Source organism: Acinetobacter sp. YH12117 (assembly GCF_013418865.1).
In the GTDB taxonomy this organism is placed as follows: Bacteria; Pseudomonadota; Gammaproteobacteria; order Pseudomonadales; family Moraxellaceae; genus Acinetobacter; species Acinetobacter indicus.
Window position 1 is genome coordinate 68,027 of record NZ_VPBF01000003.1, and the last position, 17,028, is coordinate 85,054.

16 protein-coding genes are annotated in these 17,028 nt (G+C 44.9%); 11 read left to right on the forward strand and 5 right to left on the reverse strand.

Features of this window, described 5'->3' with window-relative positions; all coding sequences use genetic code 11:
* Window positions 1–18: 18 nt before the first annotated feature.
* A complete protein-coding gene (rlmE, locus tag FTU55_RS02250; RefSeq protein ID WP_005176316.1) occupies window positions 19–669 on the reverse strand; it encodes a 23S rRNA (uridine(2552)-2'-O)-methyltransferase RlmE in 651 nt (216 codons plus the stop codon).
* Between the two features lie 196 nt (window positions 670–865).
* Between rlmE and yhbY the strand changes: the two genes are divergently transcribed.
* Together yhbY and FTU55_RS02260 are read left to right on the forward strand one after the other, a co-directional pair.
* Window positions 866–1,189, forward strand: coding sequence for a ribosome assembly RNA-binding protein YhbY (gene yhbY / locus FTU55_RS02255; RefSeq protein ID WP_005176314.1), 324 nt, complete (start codon window positions 866–868; stop codon window positions 1,187–1,189).
* A 9-nt stretch (window positions 1,190–1,198) separates the two neighbouring features.
* The gene (locus tag FTU55_RS02260) at window positions 1,199–1,738 is read left to right on the forward strand and encodes a DOMON-like domain-containing protein (RefSeq protein ID WP_075167187.1); all 540 of its coding nucleotides are present in this window, start codon (window positions 1,199–1,201) and stop codon (window positions 1,736–1,738) included.
* A gap of 95 nt (window positions 1,739–1,833) precedes the next feature.
* On the opposite strand, the gene FTU55_RS02265 is transcribed toward FTU55_RS02260, so the two are convergent.
* On the reverse strand, window positions 1,834–2,325 hold the full coding sequence (locus tag FTU55_RS02265; RefSeq protein ID WP_005176311.1) for a hypothetical protein: 492 nt from the start codon (window positions 2,323–2,325) through the stop codon (window positions 1,834–1,836).
* A 310-nt stretch (window positions 2,326–2,635) separates the two neighbouring features.
* On the opposite strand from FTU55_RS02265, the gene carA reads away from it, so the two are divergent.
* The 6 genes from carA to FTU55_RS02295 all read left to right on the forward strand — a co-directional run bounded on the left by carA (window position 2,636) and on the right by FTU55_RS02295 (window position 10,579).
* Entirely contained in the window at window positions 2,636–3,775 is a 1,140-nt protein-coding gene (gene carA / locus FTU55_RS02270; protein WP_005176309.1) for a glutamine-hydrolyzing carbamoyl-phosphate synthase small subunit, read from the forward strand.
* A 14-nt stretch (window positions 3,776–3,789) separates the two neighbouring features.
* Window positions 3,790–7,020 (forward strand): carbamoyl-phosphate synthase large subunit, encoded by a 3,231-nt coding sequence (carB, locus tag FTU55_RS02275; protein WP_180046089.1) that lies wholly within the window; start codon window positions 3,790–3,792, stop codon window positions 7,018–7,020.
* Window positions 7,021–7,112: 92 nt separating this feature from the next.
* Window positions 7,113–7,589, forward strand: a complete 477-nt coding sequence (gene greA, locus FTU55_RS02280) for a transcription elongation factor GreA (protein WP_016659940.1) — start codon at window positions 7,113–7,115, stop codon at window positions 7,587–7,589.
* A gap of 132 nt (window positions 7,590–7,721) precedes the next feature.
* A complete protein-coding gene (locus FTU55_RS02285) occupies window positions 7,722–9,158 on the forward strand; it encodes a deoxyribodipyrimidine photo-lyase (protein WP_016659939.1) in 1,437 nt (478 codons plus the stop codon).
* Between the two features lie 42 nt (window positions 9,159–9,200).
* On the forward strand, window positions 9,201–9,824 hold the full coding sequence (locus tag FTU55_RS02290) for a CatB-related O-acetyltransferase (protein ID WP_005176296.1): 624 nt from the start codon (window positions 9,201–9,203) through the stop codon (window positions 9,822–9,824).
* 317 nt (window positions 9,825–10,141) lie between these two features.
* The gene (locus FTU55_RS02295) at window positions 10,142–10,579 is read left to right on the forward strand and encodes a universal stress protein (RefSeq protein WP_005176293.1); all 438 of its coding nucleotides are present in this window, start codon (window positions 10,142–10,144) and stop codon (window positions 10,577–10,579) included.
* Window positions 10,580–10,631: 52 nt separating this feature from the next.
* On the opposite strand, the gene FTU55_RS02300 is transcribed toward FTU55_RS02295, so the two are convergent.
* The 3 genes from FTU55_RS02300 to FTU55_RS02310 form a co-directional block, all read right to left on the reverse strand.
* Complete coding sequence (locus tag FTU55_RS02300; RefSeq protein WP_168390664.1) at window positions 10,632–10,961, reverse strand: MGMT family protein; 330 nt, start codon at window positions 10,959–10,961, stop codon at window positions 10,632–10,634.
* Between the two features lie 137 nt (window positions 10,962–11,098).
* Complete coding sequence (locus FTU55_RS02305) at window positions 11,099–12,004, reverse strand: neutral zinc metallopeptidase (protein WP_016659937.1); 906 nt, start codon at window positions 12,002–12,004, stop codon at window positions 11,099–11,101.
* A gap of 47 nt (window positions 12,005–12,051) precedes the next feature.
* Window positions 12,052–12,978 (reverse strand): DUF808 domain-containing protein, encoded by a 927-nt coding sequence (locus tag FTU55_RS02310; RefSeq protein WP_075174426.1) that lies wholly within the window; start codon window positions 12,976–12,978, stop codon window positions 12,052–12,054.
* Window positions 12,979–13,181: 203 nt separating this feature from the next.
* Between FTU55_RS02310 and trpS the strand changes: the two genes are divergently transcribed.
* The 3 genes from trpS to FTU55_RS02325 all read left to right on the forward strand — a co-directional run bounded on the left by trpS (window position 13,182) and on the right by FTU55_RS02325 (window position 17,003).
* Window positions 13,182–14,195: a tryptophan--tRNA ligase gene (gene trpS, locus FTU55_RS02315; protein WP_075167197.1), complete on the forward strand. Its 1,014-nt coding sequence runs from the start codon at window positions 13,182–13,184 to the stop codon at window positions 14,193–14,195.
* Between the two features lie 404 nt (window positions 14,196–14,599).
* The gene (locus tag FTU55_RS02320) at window positions 14,600–15,247 is read left to right on the forward strand and encodes a YqiJ family protein (RefSeq protein WP_045796468.1); all 648 of its coding nucleotides are present in this window, start codon (window positions 14,600–14,602) and stop codon (window positions 15,245–15,247) included.
* 25 nt (window positions 15,248–15,272) lie between these two features.
* Window positions 15,273–17,003 (forward strand): flotillin family protein, encoded by a 1,731-nt coding sequence (locus FTU55_RS02325; protein WP_075167198.1) that lies wholly within the window; start codon window positions 15,273–15,275, stop codon window positions 17,001–17,003.
* Window positions 17,004–17,028: the final 25 nt, after the last annotated feature.

Here is a 17,028-nt window from a genome sequence, read left to right on the forward strand (position 1 = left end):
CGGCTTGGCAAGTAAACTTTATTTGAATGCCTTCTTCCGGCCCTGTCCGATCAAAAACACTTCTTTCGAACGTGCACGAGAAGCTGCCGGTTTTGCAGTCTTTAATACATCGAAGCTGTCGACGACCTGTTTGCGAAATTCATCGAAGCCAGAACCCTGGAACACCTTCACAACAAACTGTCCGTTTGGCCCCAGCACTTTTTGCGCAAAGTCCAAAGCCAGTTCACATAAATAGATTTGTCGTGGCTGATCTACTGCTCTATTACCTGATGTATTGGGGGCCATATCGGAAATTACAACGTCTACAGTCCGGCCATTTAAAATATTTAACAATTTTTCAAAAACTTCTTCCTCACGGAAGTCACCTTGCAGGAAGGTCACATCTGGTAAGGCATCCATAGGCAAAATATCCGATGCAATCACCAGCCCTTTGTCACCGACCAGTTTGCCGGCAATTTGCGACCAGCTGCCGGGCGCAGCACCCAGATCGACCACCGTCATGCCGGGTTTGATAATTTTATATTTTTCCTGAATCTCTAGCAGTTTATACGCAGCACGCGCACGATAACCTTCCTTCTGGGCTTTTTTCACGAAAGGGTCATCCAGGTGCTCTCTCATCCACGCACGACTACTTTTGGATAATTTCTGGTTGGTAATGCGTGTTGCCATAACTCTCTAAATATTAAAAACCTTCTAATTTATAATTGTACGTGAAAATTGCCGCGCTTGCAGTACAGATGTGTAGTTAAATGGACGTAGAGGGTGTGATTTTTTCTATTATTTGCATCGATTATTTGCGCAGATTTTACAGCGTTTCAAATTGGGATTTGCTATACTAAGCCGTTTTTAAAATCAGGTTATTTTTATGGCGGCTTTATCTATTCAGGAACGCAAGCGTTTACGTCAAATCGGTCATGCACTCAATCCGGTTGTGATGATTGGCGGACAAGGGCTTACTGAAAATGTCATTGAAGAAACCACGCGTGCGTTAAACGACCACGAACTGATTAAAGTGAAAATTGGCGGTGAAGACCGTGAAGCACGTGCAGCTGTAATTGAGGCAATTGCAGAAGCGACTGGTGCAGAAGTGGTACAGACCATTGGTAAAATTGCCCTGCTGTATAAAAAAGCCAAACCGCAAAATCCAAAATTATCGAACCTGGTTCGTCACGCGCATCTGGCAAAATAATTTTTCCTTATGGCAAGTTATGAACTGAGTGCTTTTGATCGCCGTTTTCAGGCCATCTCCCTAGTCGGGGCGATTGAGCAGCAAAGCCCGTTTAACCTGAATATTGGTTACTGGCTGCGTGATCCGAACCAGTATGTGCAGTGGCCCGATCTGGTGTCTGCGCATCCGCGTCAGGATTTTCTCTGGCAGAACACCTGTTTTGAAGTGTTTATTGGGGTTCATGGGGAAGATTTTTATCGTGAAATTAATCTTTCTCCATCTCAAGCCTGGCAGGCCTATCAGTTTGAGGAATATCGCTATCCGGAAGATATGCCGCCGCAAGCCGCCTATGATATTGAGCTCAACCAGCTGAAACGCACCCATTATGGACTGAATGTCAGTCTGGACTTGGGCGAATTCATGGCCAAGCATAAATTAAAGTGGTCGGATCTGTTCATTGGTTTAACTGCCGTGTTAAACACTTCTGAAGGTGAACACTATTACGCCATGCAGCACAGCAGCCCACAGGCCGATTTTCATAACAAGCGCGATTGGCTGCATCAGTTCTAGGCATTATGTCTGAACTAAAACGCAGTATAAAAAAAGTGAGGCACATGACCTCACTTTTTTATTGCCTGCATCGCACGCACCCGCTACAACACGCCTTAGCTTTTAAGGGTGGTGTCGGTTTCAGAAGCAGGTGCCGCCTCTTTTGCTGGTACAACTTTTTTCCAGGTTTCCAAGGTATGTTCTTTGGAGCGCTTGAAGGTTTCGGTTAACTGGTCTTTATGCTTGACTGAAATCTGGCTGACATCGGCTTTAAGCTCTTTGCCAATTTTATTCAAATCTTCAATCACCGCATTAAACTCGGTTTTCACAAACTCTTTCAGTTCACCAAGATCTTTTTGTGAGCTGCCAAAATGCTCCTTGAGCGATTCAATTTTCTGTAGCAGCTCTTTCTTGAGCTGACTGAGCTGCTCCTGCACGCTGCCATTAAATTTTTTCGCTTCGGTCTGCAGTTTTTCCTGGGTCTCCCCGACTGCTTCAGTAACCTGCTGCTTGGCCTCTTGCGCTGCCTGTTCAAGCTTTTCAGTGCCTTCTGCCACCACGTCTTTTAAGGAGTTTTTAGCCGCTGGCTGTTTTTGTTCTGCTGTCATTGCCGTTCACCCGCCTGTTATTATGAAAGACCATAGCATAGTAGAAACAGATAAAATTTAAGTTTTGATTTGTTAGACAATTATTAAATGCTTACATTTCTGTGACATTGCGTGACAAACATGCTTTTGCACCAAAAGAATACTTTTTTATTGGATATTCCGCTTCAATAACGTGGACTTTTTCAGAGTTGGTGCGTATAATGCGCTGTTAAGTTCAAGCGAGCAGATGTGAGGAGGGTAGGTTGTATAGTAGCCTTCCTTTTTTTTCGTCTACTCGCTTTTTTACAGCCTAAATTTCAGGAGCTTTGGTTTGAGCACCCCCGCCATTTTAGCCCTTGCCGACGGTACGATCTTCAAAGGAACGTCAATCGGTGCATCGGGTAGTACGACTGGTGAAGTCGTTTTTAACACTGCCATGACTGGCTATCAAGAAATTTTGACTGACCCGAGTTATGCACAGCAACTTGTGACTTTAACTTACCCACATATTGGTAACACAGGTTGTAATGAAGAAGACGCAGAATCTGGTCGTATTCATAAAGTATGGGCCAACGGATTAATCATTCGTGATCTGCCTTTATTGCATAGCAACTTCCGTTCTACACAGTCTTTAGCGGATTACCTGAAGCAACACAATGTGGTTGCCATTGCCGATATCGACACGCGTAAACTGACTCGCATTTTACGTGCAAAAGGTGCGCAAAACGGTTGTATTCTGGCTGGTGAAAATATCACTGAAGAAGAAGCAATTGCAAAAGCACGTGCATTTGGCGGCTTAAACGGTTTAGACCTTGCAAAAGAATGCTGTGACCCGAACGGTTTTGAATGGACCGAAGGCTCATGGGAACTTGGCAAAGGCTTTACTCAACCTGAACTTAAATTCCATGTGGTTGCATACGACTACGGTGTCAAAACCAACATCCTGCGTATGCTGGCAGACCGCGGCTGTAAACTGACCGTTGTGCCTGCACAAACCCCTGCTGCTGACGTACTTGCGTTAAATCCAGATGGCGTGTTCCTGTCGAACGGCCCTGGCGACCCAGCTGCTTGTGATTATGCAATTGAAGCTGTAAAAACTATTGTTGAAACCACCAATCTCCCTGTGTTTGGTATCTGTTTAGGTCACCAGATTCTTGCTCTGGCTTCTGGCGCAAAAACCATGAAAATGGCGCACGGTCACCACGGTGCCAACCATCCTGTACAAAACATCGAAGATGGTACAGTGATGATTACCTCGCAAAACCACGGCTTCGCAGTGGATGAAAGCAACCTGCCAGCAGTCTTGCGTGTTACCCACCGTTCACTGTTCGATGGTACTAACCAGGGTATCCACCGTACAGACAAGCCGGCATTCAGCTTCCAGGGTCACCCTGAAGCCAGCCCAGGTCCACACGACTGTGCCCCACTGTTCGATCATTTCATCGAACTTCTTGAAGCAGCTAAGAAGTAATTAAGGAGCAAATAATGCCAAAGCGTACGGATATTAAAAGCATCTTAATTATTGGTGCTGGTCCTATTGTTATCGGTCAGGCCTGTGAGTTTGACTACTCGGGTGCTCAAGCCTGCAAAGCGCTGCGTGAAGAAGGTTACCGCGTCATTCTGGTGAACTCGAACCCGGCGACGATTATGACTGACCCGACAATGGCGGATGCAACCTATATCGAGCCAATCACCTGGCAAACCGTTGCAGCGATCATTGAAAAAGAACGTCCAGATGCAGTTTTACCAACCATGGGCGGCCAGACTGCACTGAACTGTGCCCTTGCTCTGGATGCCAACGGTATTTTAGAAAAATACAATGTTGAGCTGATTGGCGCGACTAAAGAAGCGATTGAAAAAGCAGAAGACCGTAAACTGTTTGACGAAGCAATGCGTAAAATTGGTCTGGAATGTCCAAAAGCTGCGATTGCGGAATCTATGGAAGAAGCGCTGGACATTCAGGCGCGCTTCGGTTTCCCTGTGATTATTCGTCCATCATTCACCATGGGTGGTTCTGGTGGCGGTATCGCGTACAACCGCGAAGAATTCCTTGAAATCTGTGAACGTGGTTTCGACCTGTCTCCGACTCACCAGTTATTGATTGATGAATCACTCATTGGCTGGAAAGAATACGAGATGGAAGTTGTTCGTGACAAAAACGACAACTGTATTATCGTCTGTTCAATCGAAAACTTTGACCCAATGGGCGTGCATACTGGTGACTCCATCACAGTTGCTCCGGCACAAACATTGACCGACAAAGAATATCAACTCATGCGTAACGCGTCTTTAGCGGTACTGCGTGAAATTGGTGTAGAAACCGGTGGTTCTAACGTTCAGTTCGGTATTAACCCGAAAGATGGCCGTATGGTTATCATTGAAATGAACCCGCGTGTATCGCGTTCATCTGCCCTTGCGTCTAAAGCAACAGGTTTCCCGATTGCGAAAATCGCAGCGAAACTGGCAGTGGGTTATACCCTGGATGAGCTGAAAAACGACATCACTGGCGGTACAACTCCTGCATCGTTCGAGCCATCAATTGACTACGTTGTAACCAAGGTTCCACGTTTCAACTTCGAAAAATTCCCGCAAGCAGATGCAACACTGACGACTCAGATGAAATCTGTGGGTGAAGTAATGGCAATTGGCCGTAACTTCCAGGAATCTGTCAACAAAGCCCTTCGTGGTCTAGAAGTCGGTGCTTCTGGTTTTGATGAAAAAATCGAAGTGGGTACTGAAGGCGCACGCGAGAAAATCCTGCAAGAACTTAAAGTTCCAGGCCCAGAGCGTATCTGGTACGTGGCCGATGCCTTCCGTCATGGCTTCACTTTAGACGAAGTATTTGAAGCGACCAAAATTGACCGCTGGTTCCTGATTCAGATTGAAGACATTATCAATACTGAAAACCAGATCAAAACTTTAGGTTTCGGCGACTTAAACGCAGACAATATCCGTGCGTTCAAACGCAAAGGTTTATCGGATCTGCGCATCGCCAACCTGATGGGTATTTCACAAAAACAATTCCGTAAACACCGCTGGAACCTGGGCGTGACTCCGGTTTACAAACGTGTGGATACATGTGCGGCAGAATTCGAATCTGATACCGCTTATATGTATTCAACTTACGATGAAGAATGTGAATCGAATCCATCTGCGAAAGACAAAATCATGGTCATCGGTGGTGGTCCTAACCGTATTGGTCAGGGTATCGAATTCGATTACTGCTGTGTACACGCGGCGCTTGCGATGCGTGAAGACGGTTTTGAGACCATCATGGTGAACTGTAACCCTGAAACGGTTTCTACTGACTATGACACCTCAGATCGTCTGTACTTCGAACCAATTACTTTGGAAGATGTGCTTGAAATCGTGCGTACCGAGAAGCCTAAAGGCATTATCGTACAGTACGGTGGTCAAACACCGCTGAAACTGGCGCGTGCGTTAGAAGAGGCTGGTGCACCAATCATTGGTACATCTCCAGATGCGATTGACCGTGCCGAAGACCGTGAACGTTTCCAGCAAATGATTCAACGTCTGCAACTGCGTCAACCAAACAACAGCATCGTAAAATCTGCTGAAGAAGGTATTGCTGAAGCGGCGAAAGTGGGCTATCCACTGGTGGTACGTCCATCATACGTACTAGGTGGCCGTGCGATGGAAATCGTGTACAACGAAGAAGAGTTGAAGCGTTACTTACGTGATGCCGTTCAGGCGTCGAATGATGCCCCTGTTCTTCTTGACCGCTTCCTGGATGATGCGATTGAAGTTGACGTAGACTGCGTATCTGACGGTAAGGATGTGGTGATCGGCGGGATCATGCAGCACATTGAACAGGCGGGTATTCACTCAGGTGACTCTGCATGTTCGATTCCACCTTACTCGTTATCAAACGAAGTACAGGACGAAATGCGTCGTCAAACCGTAGCGATGGCCAAAGAGCTGGGCGTTATCGGTTTAATGAACGTACAGTTCGCGGTAAAAGGCGATGACGTTTACATTCTGGAAGTGAACCCACGTGCTTCTCGTACCGTGCCGTTCGTATCTAAGTGTATCGGTGAATCATTAGCGAAAATTGCTGCACGTTGTATGGCGGGTCAATCTCTGGAGTCACAAGGCTTCACAACCGAGATTATTCCTGAGCACTTCTCTGTTAAAGAAGCGGTGTTCCCATTCAACAAGTTCCCGGGTGTTGACCCAATCCTTGGCCCTGAAATGAAATCTACAGGCGAAGTAATGGGTGTGGGTAAAACTTTTGGTGAAGCATTCTACAAAGCTGTGTTAGGCTCGAATGAACGCTTACCAGGTTTGCCAACCGAAGGCGAAATCAAGCATGCATTCATTTCAGTACGTGATTCTGATAAACCACGTGCAGCAGGTATTGCCAAACAGCTTGCAGACTTTGGCTTCAAAATTATCGCTACCGGCGGTACTTATGATGTGATCAAAGCCGCAGGAATTGAATGTGAACGTGTGAATAAAGTAACTGAAGGTCGTCCGAATATTGTGGACCGCTTGAAAAATGGCGAAATTCACCTCATTATCAATACCACTGAAGGCAAACAAGCGCAGCAGGATTCATTCTCAATCCGCCGTTCTGCCCTGCAAGGTAAGGTCTATCATACGACTACCCTGAATGGTGCCGATGCGGTATGCCAAGCGTTAGCCATTAAATTGCCGATGGATGTTTATCGTTTGCAAGATTTAAGCAAAGGTTAATTGTCTACCGAGAAGTCCCGTCACCTCTCGGTGGCGGGCTTTTTTTCATTTATAGAGCTGTATTTTTCTAATATTCAACTTGAGGGACAACAATGCAACGTTATCCTATGACTCCTGAAGGCAAAGTCGCCTTAGAGAAAGAATTACACCAGTTAAAAACTGTTGAACGCCCACGTATTACTGCTGCGATTGCAGAAGCACGTGAACACGGCGACCTAAAAGAAAATGCAGAGTATCATGCAGCACGTGAGCAGCAAGGTTTCTGTGAGGGGCGTATTCAAGACATCGAAGGTAAACTCGGTGCTTGCCAAGTCATTGATGTAAAAGAACTTGAGCAAAATGGTCGTGTTGTATTTGGGGTAACAGTAACCATTGAGAACCTGGACACTGAAGAACGCAAAACTTATAAAATCGTTGGCGATGACGAAGCAGACTTCAAGATCAATAAAATCTCTGTGAACTCTCCTATTGCTCGTGGTCTTTTAGGTAAAAATGAAGGCGATGAAGCAAAAATTGTAACACCACAAGGTGAAGTTGAGTACGAAATCGTCAGCGTTGAATACATCTAATCCTTAGATGGTTTGACATCCCAAAGCCCCTCTTCTGAGGGGTTTTTTTATTATCTTTAAAACAAAAGTTCACGAAAAAATTACAGCAAATGTATATGCTTTAATAGTCAATATTTTTCTATAAATTTTAAAATGCAGCTTATTTGGTTCCGTCAAGATTTAAGAATTCATGATCATGCAGCTCTTTGGCATACTCGCGAAGCTGGCCCTTGCATTGCCTTAGTCGTGCTATCGCCAAAACAATGGCAAGTGCACAATGATGCGCTAATTAAAATTGACTTCTATTTAAGACAACTGAATCATCTAAAAAATGAACTTGCCACGTTAAATATTCCACTTGTTATTTTAACTATTCCATTATGGAAAGACCTGCCAAATCAATTATTAAGCTTATGCCAAAATCATAATATTCAAGCTGTTCATGCCGATATAGAATTGGGTGTAAATGAATTAAAACGCGATGCTCAAACTCAACAGCTATTAGAAAAGAATAATATTCGTTTTGAGTTGTATCATGACCGAACTATTTTCCCTGTTGGAAGCATTCGTAATAAAACTGGTCATCCATATCAAGTATTTGGTGCATTTAAAAAGCAATGCTATGAGAAACTCAGCATAAGCTTGCCACAATGCTACCCAACTATTGAGGTTCAAAAACCAATTCCACAGCACAATGACTTTACAAGAGAAGTTCCACAATTAAGTGATATTTACTCAGATTCAGAAGAAAAAGTAATCAGCGAAAACCTACAAAATCTTTGGCAAATTGGTGAGCATCATGCTTGGGAACTTTTAGATGAGTTTATTGAAAATCAAGTTGAGTATTATCATATTGAACGTGATTTCCCGAATTTGAATAGCACGAGCAAACTTGCAGCTTATTTAAATATTGGCATTCTTTCTATTCGCCAATGTTTACAAGCTTTGTTTCGCCACAGTCACGGCTGTATGGAATTTGAAAACAATGGGCAACAAATTTGGTTAAATGAACTCCTTTGGCGTGAGTTTTATCAGCATATTTTATTCGACTACCCTCGCGTATCGAAAAACTTACCATTTAAATTAGACACTCAACGCATTGTATGGCGCAATGCTCCTGAAGATTTACAGGCTTGGCAGCATGGGCAAACAGGTATCCCAATTGTAGATGCTGGCATGCGACAGTTACTTGCAACGGGTTGGATGCATAACCGTGTTCGTATGATTTGCGCGATGTTTTTAAGCAAAAATTTACTGATAGATTGGCGTTTAGGCGAATCATGGTTTATGCAGCATTTAATTGATAGTGATTTGGCTGCCAATAACGGTGGATGGCAGTGGTGTGCATCTACAGGAACAGATGCTGCACCGTATTTCCGTATTTTCAACCCTGTAAGTCAGTCGCAAAAGTTTGATGCAAATGGCGATTATATTCGTCAATGGGTACCTGAAATTTCACATTTAAATGCGAAACAAATTCACGAACCTTATGCGAAAAATCCACAACTAAAATTGGATTATCCAAAACCGATTGTAGATTTAAAAAGCAGTCGTGTTCGTGCAATTGAGGCCTTTAAGCATTTGAGTTAACTTCGGCTATAATGGCGTTACGCTTGTTCTTTGATTGCTCTTATGGCTGAACCCTTAATTAATTCCCCTGTTAAGCATTGGTGTGAATTCGAATTTATTTCTAAAACTATGAAAAACCCTAATATTCACATTAAGGGAAACTATTCTTATTATTCTGCTTATTGGGATCAGGGTTTTGAGCGTTGTGTTGTGCGTTATTTGCATGACAAGCCTTCTACGCCTGAGAAGCCAATTGATCAGCTTTATATTGGCAATTTCGTGTGTTTTGGGGCGGAATGCGTGATTATGATGGGCGGTAATCAGTTACACCGAACTGACTGGATTTCTGCCTTTCCGTTTGATACGCGCAGTTTTGTACCTGCTGGCGATACTGTTATTGGTGATGGTTGCTGGATTGGCTCACGTGCCATGATTATGCAAGGCGTGACGCTGGGTGAAGGTGCAATTGTGGCAACTGGTGCGGTCGTAACAAAAGACGTTCCACCTTATGCCGTGGTGGGAGGAGTTCCTGCCAAAATTATTAAATATCGCTTTCCACAAGAAGATATAGAAAAACTGCTTTCCCTTAAAATTTACGAGATGGATGAAAAGCAGTTTTTAAAGATGCGGGAACAGTTACAGACAGAGGATGTTGCTGCTTTGGTTGATTATTTCAAAGACTGCTGATTATTCCCTTGGACTTTTGCTTAGGCCAAGCATCAGGTCAAAACTTTCATCTAATCGATATTAAAACTCAAAAAACCTAAGCTAAACTCACTCTAAAGCCAGACTTAATGAAATAAGCCTTCAACTTTAGTGTAAATTGCTGATTAATTACTCAAAAACATGTTAAATTAGAAAGGCTTAAACTTCCTTAAAAATAATTATCCCTATGAAATTACTGGGTTTTATTATTTAAAAATAAGCGCTAAGATAAGATTAAGGCAATAGAAAGTGTTCCCTCAATTTTTTATTGTTGAATGACACAATAAGGAGAAATAACGATGGCATTTCAACACATTTTAGTTCCAGTGGACGGTTCTGAAACTTCTTACGCAGCAGTTGCCAAAGCAGTCGAGCTTGCCAAAGCTTTCGGCAGTAAAGTAACCGTTGCACAGGTGTTAACACTCGATCCATATATTGCATCAGAATACATTTCAGCAGGCCAGACCAATGACCTGATTGAACGTGCGCGTGTGTCTATTCTCAAAACACTGGATGAAGCCAAAGCAAAATTCCAGGAACAAGGTGTAGCAGTTGAGTCTCGTCTGCTTGAAGGTCAAGTGATTCATCGTGAAATTGCACGTGCTGCAACTGAAATGAATGCAGACCTGATTGTGATGGGTTCTCATGGCCGTACCGGTTTGAAAAAGTTATTCCTCGGTAGCGTCGCGCAAAGCGTACTGGGCGAAGGTAATGTTCCTGTACTCATCGTACGTTAATCTTTCCTCCAGAAAATTCCCTGTACCTGCGGGTATGGGGAATTTTTTATTTTTAGGGCTGCCATTGATACTGCTTTAAGCTCACCTTGTTATTCAGGACCACTACACCCTCCTGTATCAGTTTTAACGCCTGTATATTTTCACCCTGCGCATTGATTTTGCTTAGGCTAATTTTCCCTTGCGCATTTAGCACCCGATGCCATGGCAACACATGCCCCGGTGCCAGATGTTTCAGTACATAACCCACCAGACGCGCATGTTTCGGCAAACCGGCCAGTTTTGCAATCTGACCATAGGTGGCAACTTTACCAGGTGGAATCTGGGCAATCACCGCGGTGATATAAGCGGCCAACTCCTGACTGGGACGTGCTGGAATAGACATAAAAAGAATCTTAGAGTGTTGAAATCTATTGGGATGAAAAGCTGTGCTGGTTAGAAAAGCTAGGCTTAAAAAACTAGAGGACATGCAGTTGCACATTCTCCTGTATTCACCTTGAGTTAAAAAGCGGATGCAACGCTTTAGATGGCTTGTCCAAAGGTATCGCAATCATTCATATTGCCCGACTTCAGACCAGTATTAAACCATTGCACGCGCTGGGCACTGGTACCATGGGTAAAGCTATCCGGCACTACTTGTCCACTCGAACGTTTCTGCAAATAGTCATCACCAATTTTATGTGCGGCATCCATCGCTTCCTGCACATCACCCTGTTCCAGGAATTGAGTACGCTGATGGTTATGATGCGCCCAGACACCGGCCAGACAATCGGCCTGAAGTTCCTGACGAACCGATAACTGGTTGCCTTCGACCTGACTGGCACGCTGACGCATCTGCTGTACCTGTCCGGAAATCCCCAGAATGGTCTGAATATGATGGCCGACTTCATGTGCAATCACATAAGCCTGGGCAAAATCTCCAGCCTGATCCTGACGCGATAATTCGGTCTGGTTCTGCTCGCCGGAAATTCCCATCTGGGTGCGCATATCTTTAAAGAAACCAGTATCTAAATAGACTTTCTGATCGGCCGGGCAATAAAACGGCCCCATGGCAGCGCTGGCATTGCCACAGGCGGAACTGACCGCACCATTAAACATCACCAGTTTGGGTGGCACATATTGCTGATTCAGCTGCTCGGCAAACACCTGCGTCCAGGTATCTTCGGTATCGGCCAGAATAGTGCCAATAAACTCCATCGATTCCTGCTGCTCCGGCGTCGGATTTTCCAGACCACGCGTTTCCGCGCTCTGCCCCTGATTAGTCACCTGTTTGGTGGCCTGATAGGCTGTTTGCGGATCGACCCCAAAAAACTTCCAGGCCACAAAAGCCACCACCAGACCCAGAATACTGATTCCGCCGGCTTTGGCACCGCCACCACCGCGACGATCTTCTACATTGCTACTGACGCGACGACCTTTCCAACGCATAGCAATCTCCTTATTATCTTTATCTCTTGGCTAGAATTTTACATAGTTTAAGAGGCTTTGGAACGTGGCCAGACCTTTTTCACCAGACCAATTAGCGCCACCACAATCAAACCGGCAATAAAGCCCACAGCAAAATTGATCAAGGTTGGAGTAAGCGCACCAAAAATACTGCCGATATTGGGAATTTCCTGCACGTATTCCACACTGTCTTCGGTAAAGTGATGTACCAATGGAATAGCGTGGTTGATAATCCCGCCGCCCACCAGGAACATGGCCAGAGTCCCGACAATCGACAGGATTTTCATCAAGATTGGCGCAAAGGCCAACAAGCCGCGCCCGACCGACTGTTTAAAATTAGAAGCCTGTTCCGAGAGATGCAGCCCAATATCATCAATCTTGACAATAAATGCCACTAACCCATAGACCCCAATGGTCATGGCGATGGCAATAATACTCAGCACTGTGACTTTTACACCAAAGGCCGCGGTAGCTACAGTACCCAAGGAAATGACAATAATCTCTGCCGAGAGAATAAAGTCGGTCCGGACTGCCCCTTTGATTTTTTCATTTTCAAACGTGGCCAGATCGGTTTCGGTTTTAATTAATTCCTGCTGCGCTTCTTCGGCAGTTTTGGCTTTTTTCTTGTGCAAGGAATGCAGAACTTTTTCAACCCCTTCATAACATAAGAATAAACCGCCCACGACCAGTAACGGGTTAATCAGCCACGGCGCCACCACGCTAATCAGTAGAGCTAAAGGCACCAGAATCAGTTTATTGACAAAAGAACCTTTGGCCACGCGCCAGACCACCGGCAGTTCCCGCTCCGAACGTACACCGCTGACCTGCTGGGCATTCAGGGCCAGATCATCACCGAGTACACCGGCCGTTTTCTTTGCGGCCATTTTACTCATGACCGCCACATCATCTAAAACAGTGGCAATATCATCTAATAATAGTAATAAGCTACTCGCCATAATTTTTATCCTTATCGTGTTCTAGGCTTATTCTAAGGAGAAATCTTCCAAAACTCTGTATTTACTTAATTAATAAATCTTTAAAATTTCCAGACAATTGTTGATTCTGTTCGGCTTATCCCGTGACATTCAAAAATATTATGCCGTACAATGTAGCCCAATCATCGGTATAGAAATGTCGTAACAACGACTTGGAAGAGATAATGAGTAATCAAGATAATCGTCCTGTTATTTTGACTGGCGACCGTCCAACCGGACAACTTCACCTCGGTCATTTTGTAGGTTCTTTACGTTCACGTGTAGGTTTACAGGATTCTCACCATCAACACCTTTTACTTGCCGATGCTCAAGCCCTGACTGATAACGCCGACAACTTTGAAAAAGTACGTCGCAATATTATTGAAGTGGCGACCGACTACCTGGCGGTGGGCATTGACCCGACCAAAACCACCATTTGTGTTCAGTCTTGCCTGCCGGCCTTGAATGAACTGACTATGCTGTATTTAAACTTTGTCACTGTGGCACGTTTAGAGCGCAACCCGACCATTAAATCTGAAATTCAGATGCGCGGTTTTGAACGTGATATTCCAGCCGGTTTCCTGTGCTATCCGGTTGCCCAAGCGGCCGATATTACCGCGTTTAAAGCGACTGTAGTGCCCGTGGGTGAAGATCAGATTCCTATGATCGAACAGACCAACGAAATTGTACGCCGCATTAACCGTCAGGTGGGTCAGGACCTGCTGCCTGAATGTAAAGCGCTGCTGTCGAATGTAGGCCGTTTACCTGGTTTTGATGGTAAAGCCAAAATGTCAAAATCATTGGGCAACACCATTGTGCTCGATGCTACTGACAAAGACATTAAAAAAGCAGTAAATGCCATGTACACTGACCCGAACCACCTCCGCATTGAAGATCCGGGTCAGGTTGAAGGCAACGTGGTATTTACCTACCTAGATGCTTTCGATCCGAACAAAGAAGAACTGGAAGAATTAAAAGCCCATTATCGCCGTGGTGGTCTGGGTGATGGTACCGTGAAAAAACGTCTGGAAGGCATTTTAAAAGAGCTGATTGGTCCAATCCGTGAACGCCGTTTAGAACTGGCCAAAGATCCGGATTACATCATGGATATCTTAAAAAGCGGTACCGATAAGTGCCGTGACATTACTCAAGCCACTTTAGATGAAGTTAAAGCCGGTTTAGGTGTGTTCCGCTTCTAAGCAGCCATGCTGATCTTGAAAAGCCTTTCCTCGCGAAAGGCTTTTTTATGCCGTGTTTACAATGATGGAGAAAATATGGAGAGAAATGTCACACAATTTTTATAGAAGCAACAATCTTTAACATGAATTTACCTGAACGCTGCTGAACCTGGCCTGATGCCGGCGTATTCTAGTCACATGTTCTAGGAGCAATCCTAATTCATAACATTTCTCCTTTACCGAAACTGTGCAAGCAGATTCGTTGTTCTACGCAATGATCACCCCAATCATTGCGTATTTTTTTGCCTAAAATATGCAGGTTTTTGAGACAAAAACGCGACCTAATGCTATGCTAGGCGCATTCAATAATAATATATATTGAATATCAATAATTTAAACACAACAGAACAATAGAGTATTCAGTTATGTGGGATTTGCTCACTCACCCTTCCAATCTGATTTTTAGTGTCTGTATCTGCCTGCTGTTTTTCTTTGCCCTGCTGGAAGTGTTTCTGTTACTGGCCGGCGGCGGCAGTCAGGGCATTCTGGACCAGTTTCTGCCGGATGACTTAATTCCGCATAAAGATGTGGAAGTGAATATTGATGGTTCTAGTGGCCTGTTGGTCCAGTTTTTAGACTGGCTGTACATTGGCCGGGTACCGCTGCTGATCTGGCTGATTATTTTCCTGACCTTATATGGTCTGTCTGGCCTGATTTTACAATCTGTACTGTTTCAATGGACCGGACAATATATTACAGCCTGGATAATGGCACCGGCCTGTCTGTTTCTGAGCATGCCTCTGGTGCGTTATAGCGCCATGCTGATTGCCCGCATTTTACCGCAAGATGAAACCACCGCCATTTATAGTGACGAGCTGATTGGCCGCACAGCCACCATTATTTTAGGTGTGGCCACTCCAAACTCTCCGGCAGAAGCCAAAGTGCAAGATCAGCATGGTCTGACCCACTATATTCTGGTAGAACCGGAACAGGACGAAAGTTTTCAACAGGGTCAATCCGTAATTTTAACGGGGAGAACCAAAATTGGCTTTTATGCCATGCATTTAAATTAACAACTGAAAAACACAAGAGATAACAATGTTAAGTTCAAATATGTATAACATCTTGATTATTGCTGGAATTATTTTCCTGGCCTTATTTGTGATTGGTTTAATCCTGGCCCGTCTGTATCGCCGCTCTAGCAAGGAAATTTCCTTTGTACGTACCGGTTTTGGCGGTGAGCATGTCATTCTCGGCGGTGGTGCGATTGTGTTACCGGTGCTGCATGAAATTATTCCGGTCAATATGAATACCCTTCGTCTGGAAGTACGCCGTGCTGAAGATCAGGCCCTGATTACCCGCGACCGTATGCGTGTGGATGTCATGGCCGAATTTTATGTGCGGGTTAAACCGACCGCTGAATCTATTGCCACCGCAGCACAAACGCTGGGGCAAAAAACCATGTCCCCGAATGAATTAAAAAATCTGGTCGAAGGTAAATTTGTCGATTCTTTACGTGCCGTAGCCGCAGAAATGGCGATGGAAGAACTGCATGAAAAACGCGTCGACTTCGTACAGAAAGTACAGCAGGTGGTGTCGGAAGATCTGTTTAAAAACGGTCTGGAACTGGAAACTGTATCTTTAACCGGACTGGATCAGACCAGTTTCCGCTACTTTAACCCGCAAAATGCTTTCGATGCTGAAGGTCTGACCAAATTAACCGAAACCATTGAAGACCGTCGTCGTAAACGTAACGATATTGAACAGGATGCCGACTTAGCCATTAAAGCCAAAAACCTGGAAGCTGAACAGGCGCGCCTGCAAATTCTACGTGAAGAAGAATATGCCAAGTTACAGCAAGAACGTGAAATTTCCGTGCGCCGTGCTGAACAGCTGGCGGAAATTGCAGCCCAGGAAGCAGCCAAAAAACGTGAAGCGGAAGAAGCCCGCATTGCTGCTGAACGTGAAATTGAACTGAAACGGATTGGCTCAGCACGTGATGTCGCCAATGAAAATATTTTAAAAGAACAGCTAGTCCAAAAAGCCCAAGTGGAACAGAAGAAAACCATTGAGCTAGCCGAACAGGATCGTGCCATTGCCATTGCGGAAAAATCCCGTGCCGAATCTGAAGCCAAAGCGCAGGCCGATTTAGCCCGTGCTCAAGCGGTAAAAGCAGAAGAAGAAGTGATTACCGTACGTGAAACCCAGCGCGCAGAACGTGCCAAGGCAGTCGAGCTGGTGGCTGCCAAGCAGGCCGCTGAAAAAGATGCGATTGCCATTACTGTTGCTGCTGAAGCGGGCAAACAGGCGGCGGTCGATGAAGCGGAAGCGGTGCGGATTACCGCAGAAGCCAATGCAGAACAGCTGCGTTTAAAAGCGCGTGGTGAAGCCGATGCCAAAGTCCTGCTGGCACAAGCGATGGAAAAACAGTATCAGGTTGATGCTGAAGGTACCCGTGCAGTCAACGAAGCCAATAACATCCTGTCGACGGAACAGGTCGAAATGCAGGTACGTCTGGCCATGCTGAAATACCTGCCAGAAATTATCCGTGAAAGCGTCAAGCCAATGGAAAATATTGATGACATCAAGATTCTGCACGTCAATGGTTTAAATGGGATGGGCAGCGCACATGTCGATGGCAGCGAACACGGTCATGGTCAAGTAGCCCTGTCTGATCAGGTGGTGAACAGTGCCCTGCGCTATCGTTCGCAAGCGCCGTTAATTGACAGCCTGATGAGTGAACTGGGTATTCATGGCGGTGATATTAACGGTCTGACCCAAAGCCTGAAATCTCAGCCGAAAATCAATCAGGAAACTTCATCAACTTAAATGAGGTGAATAAAAAAACGCAGCT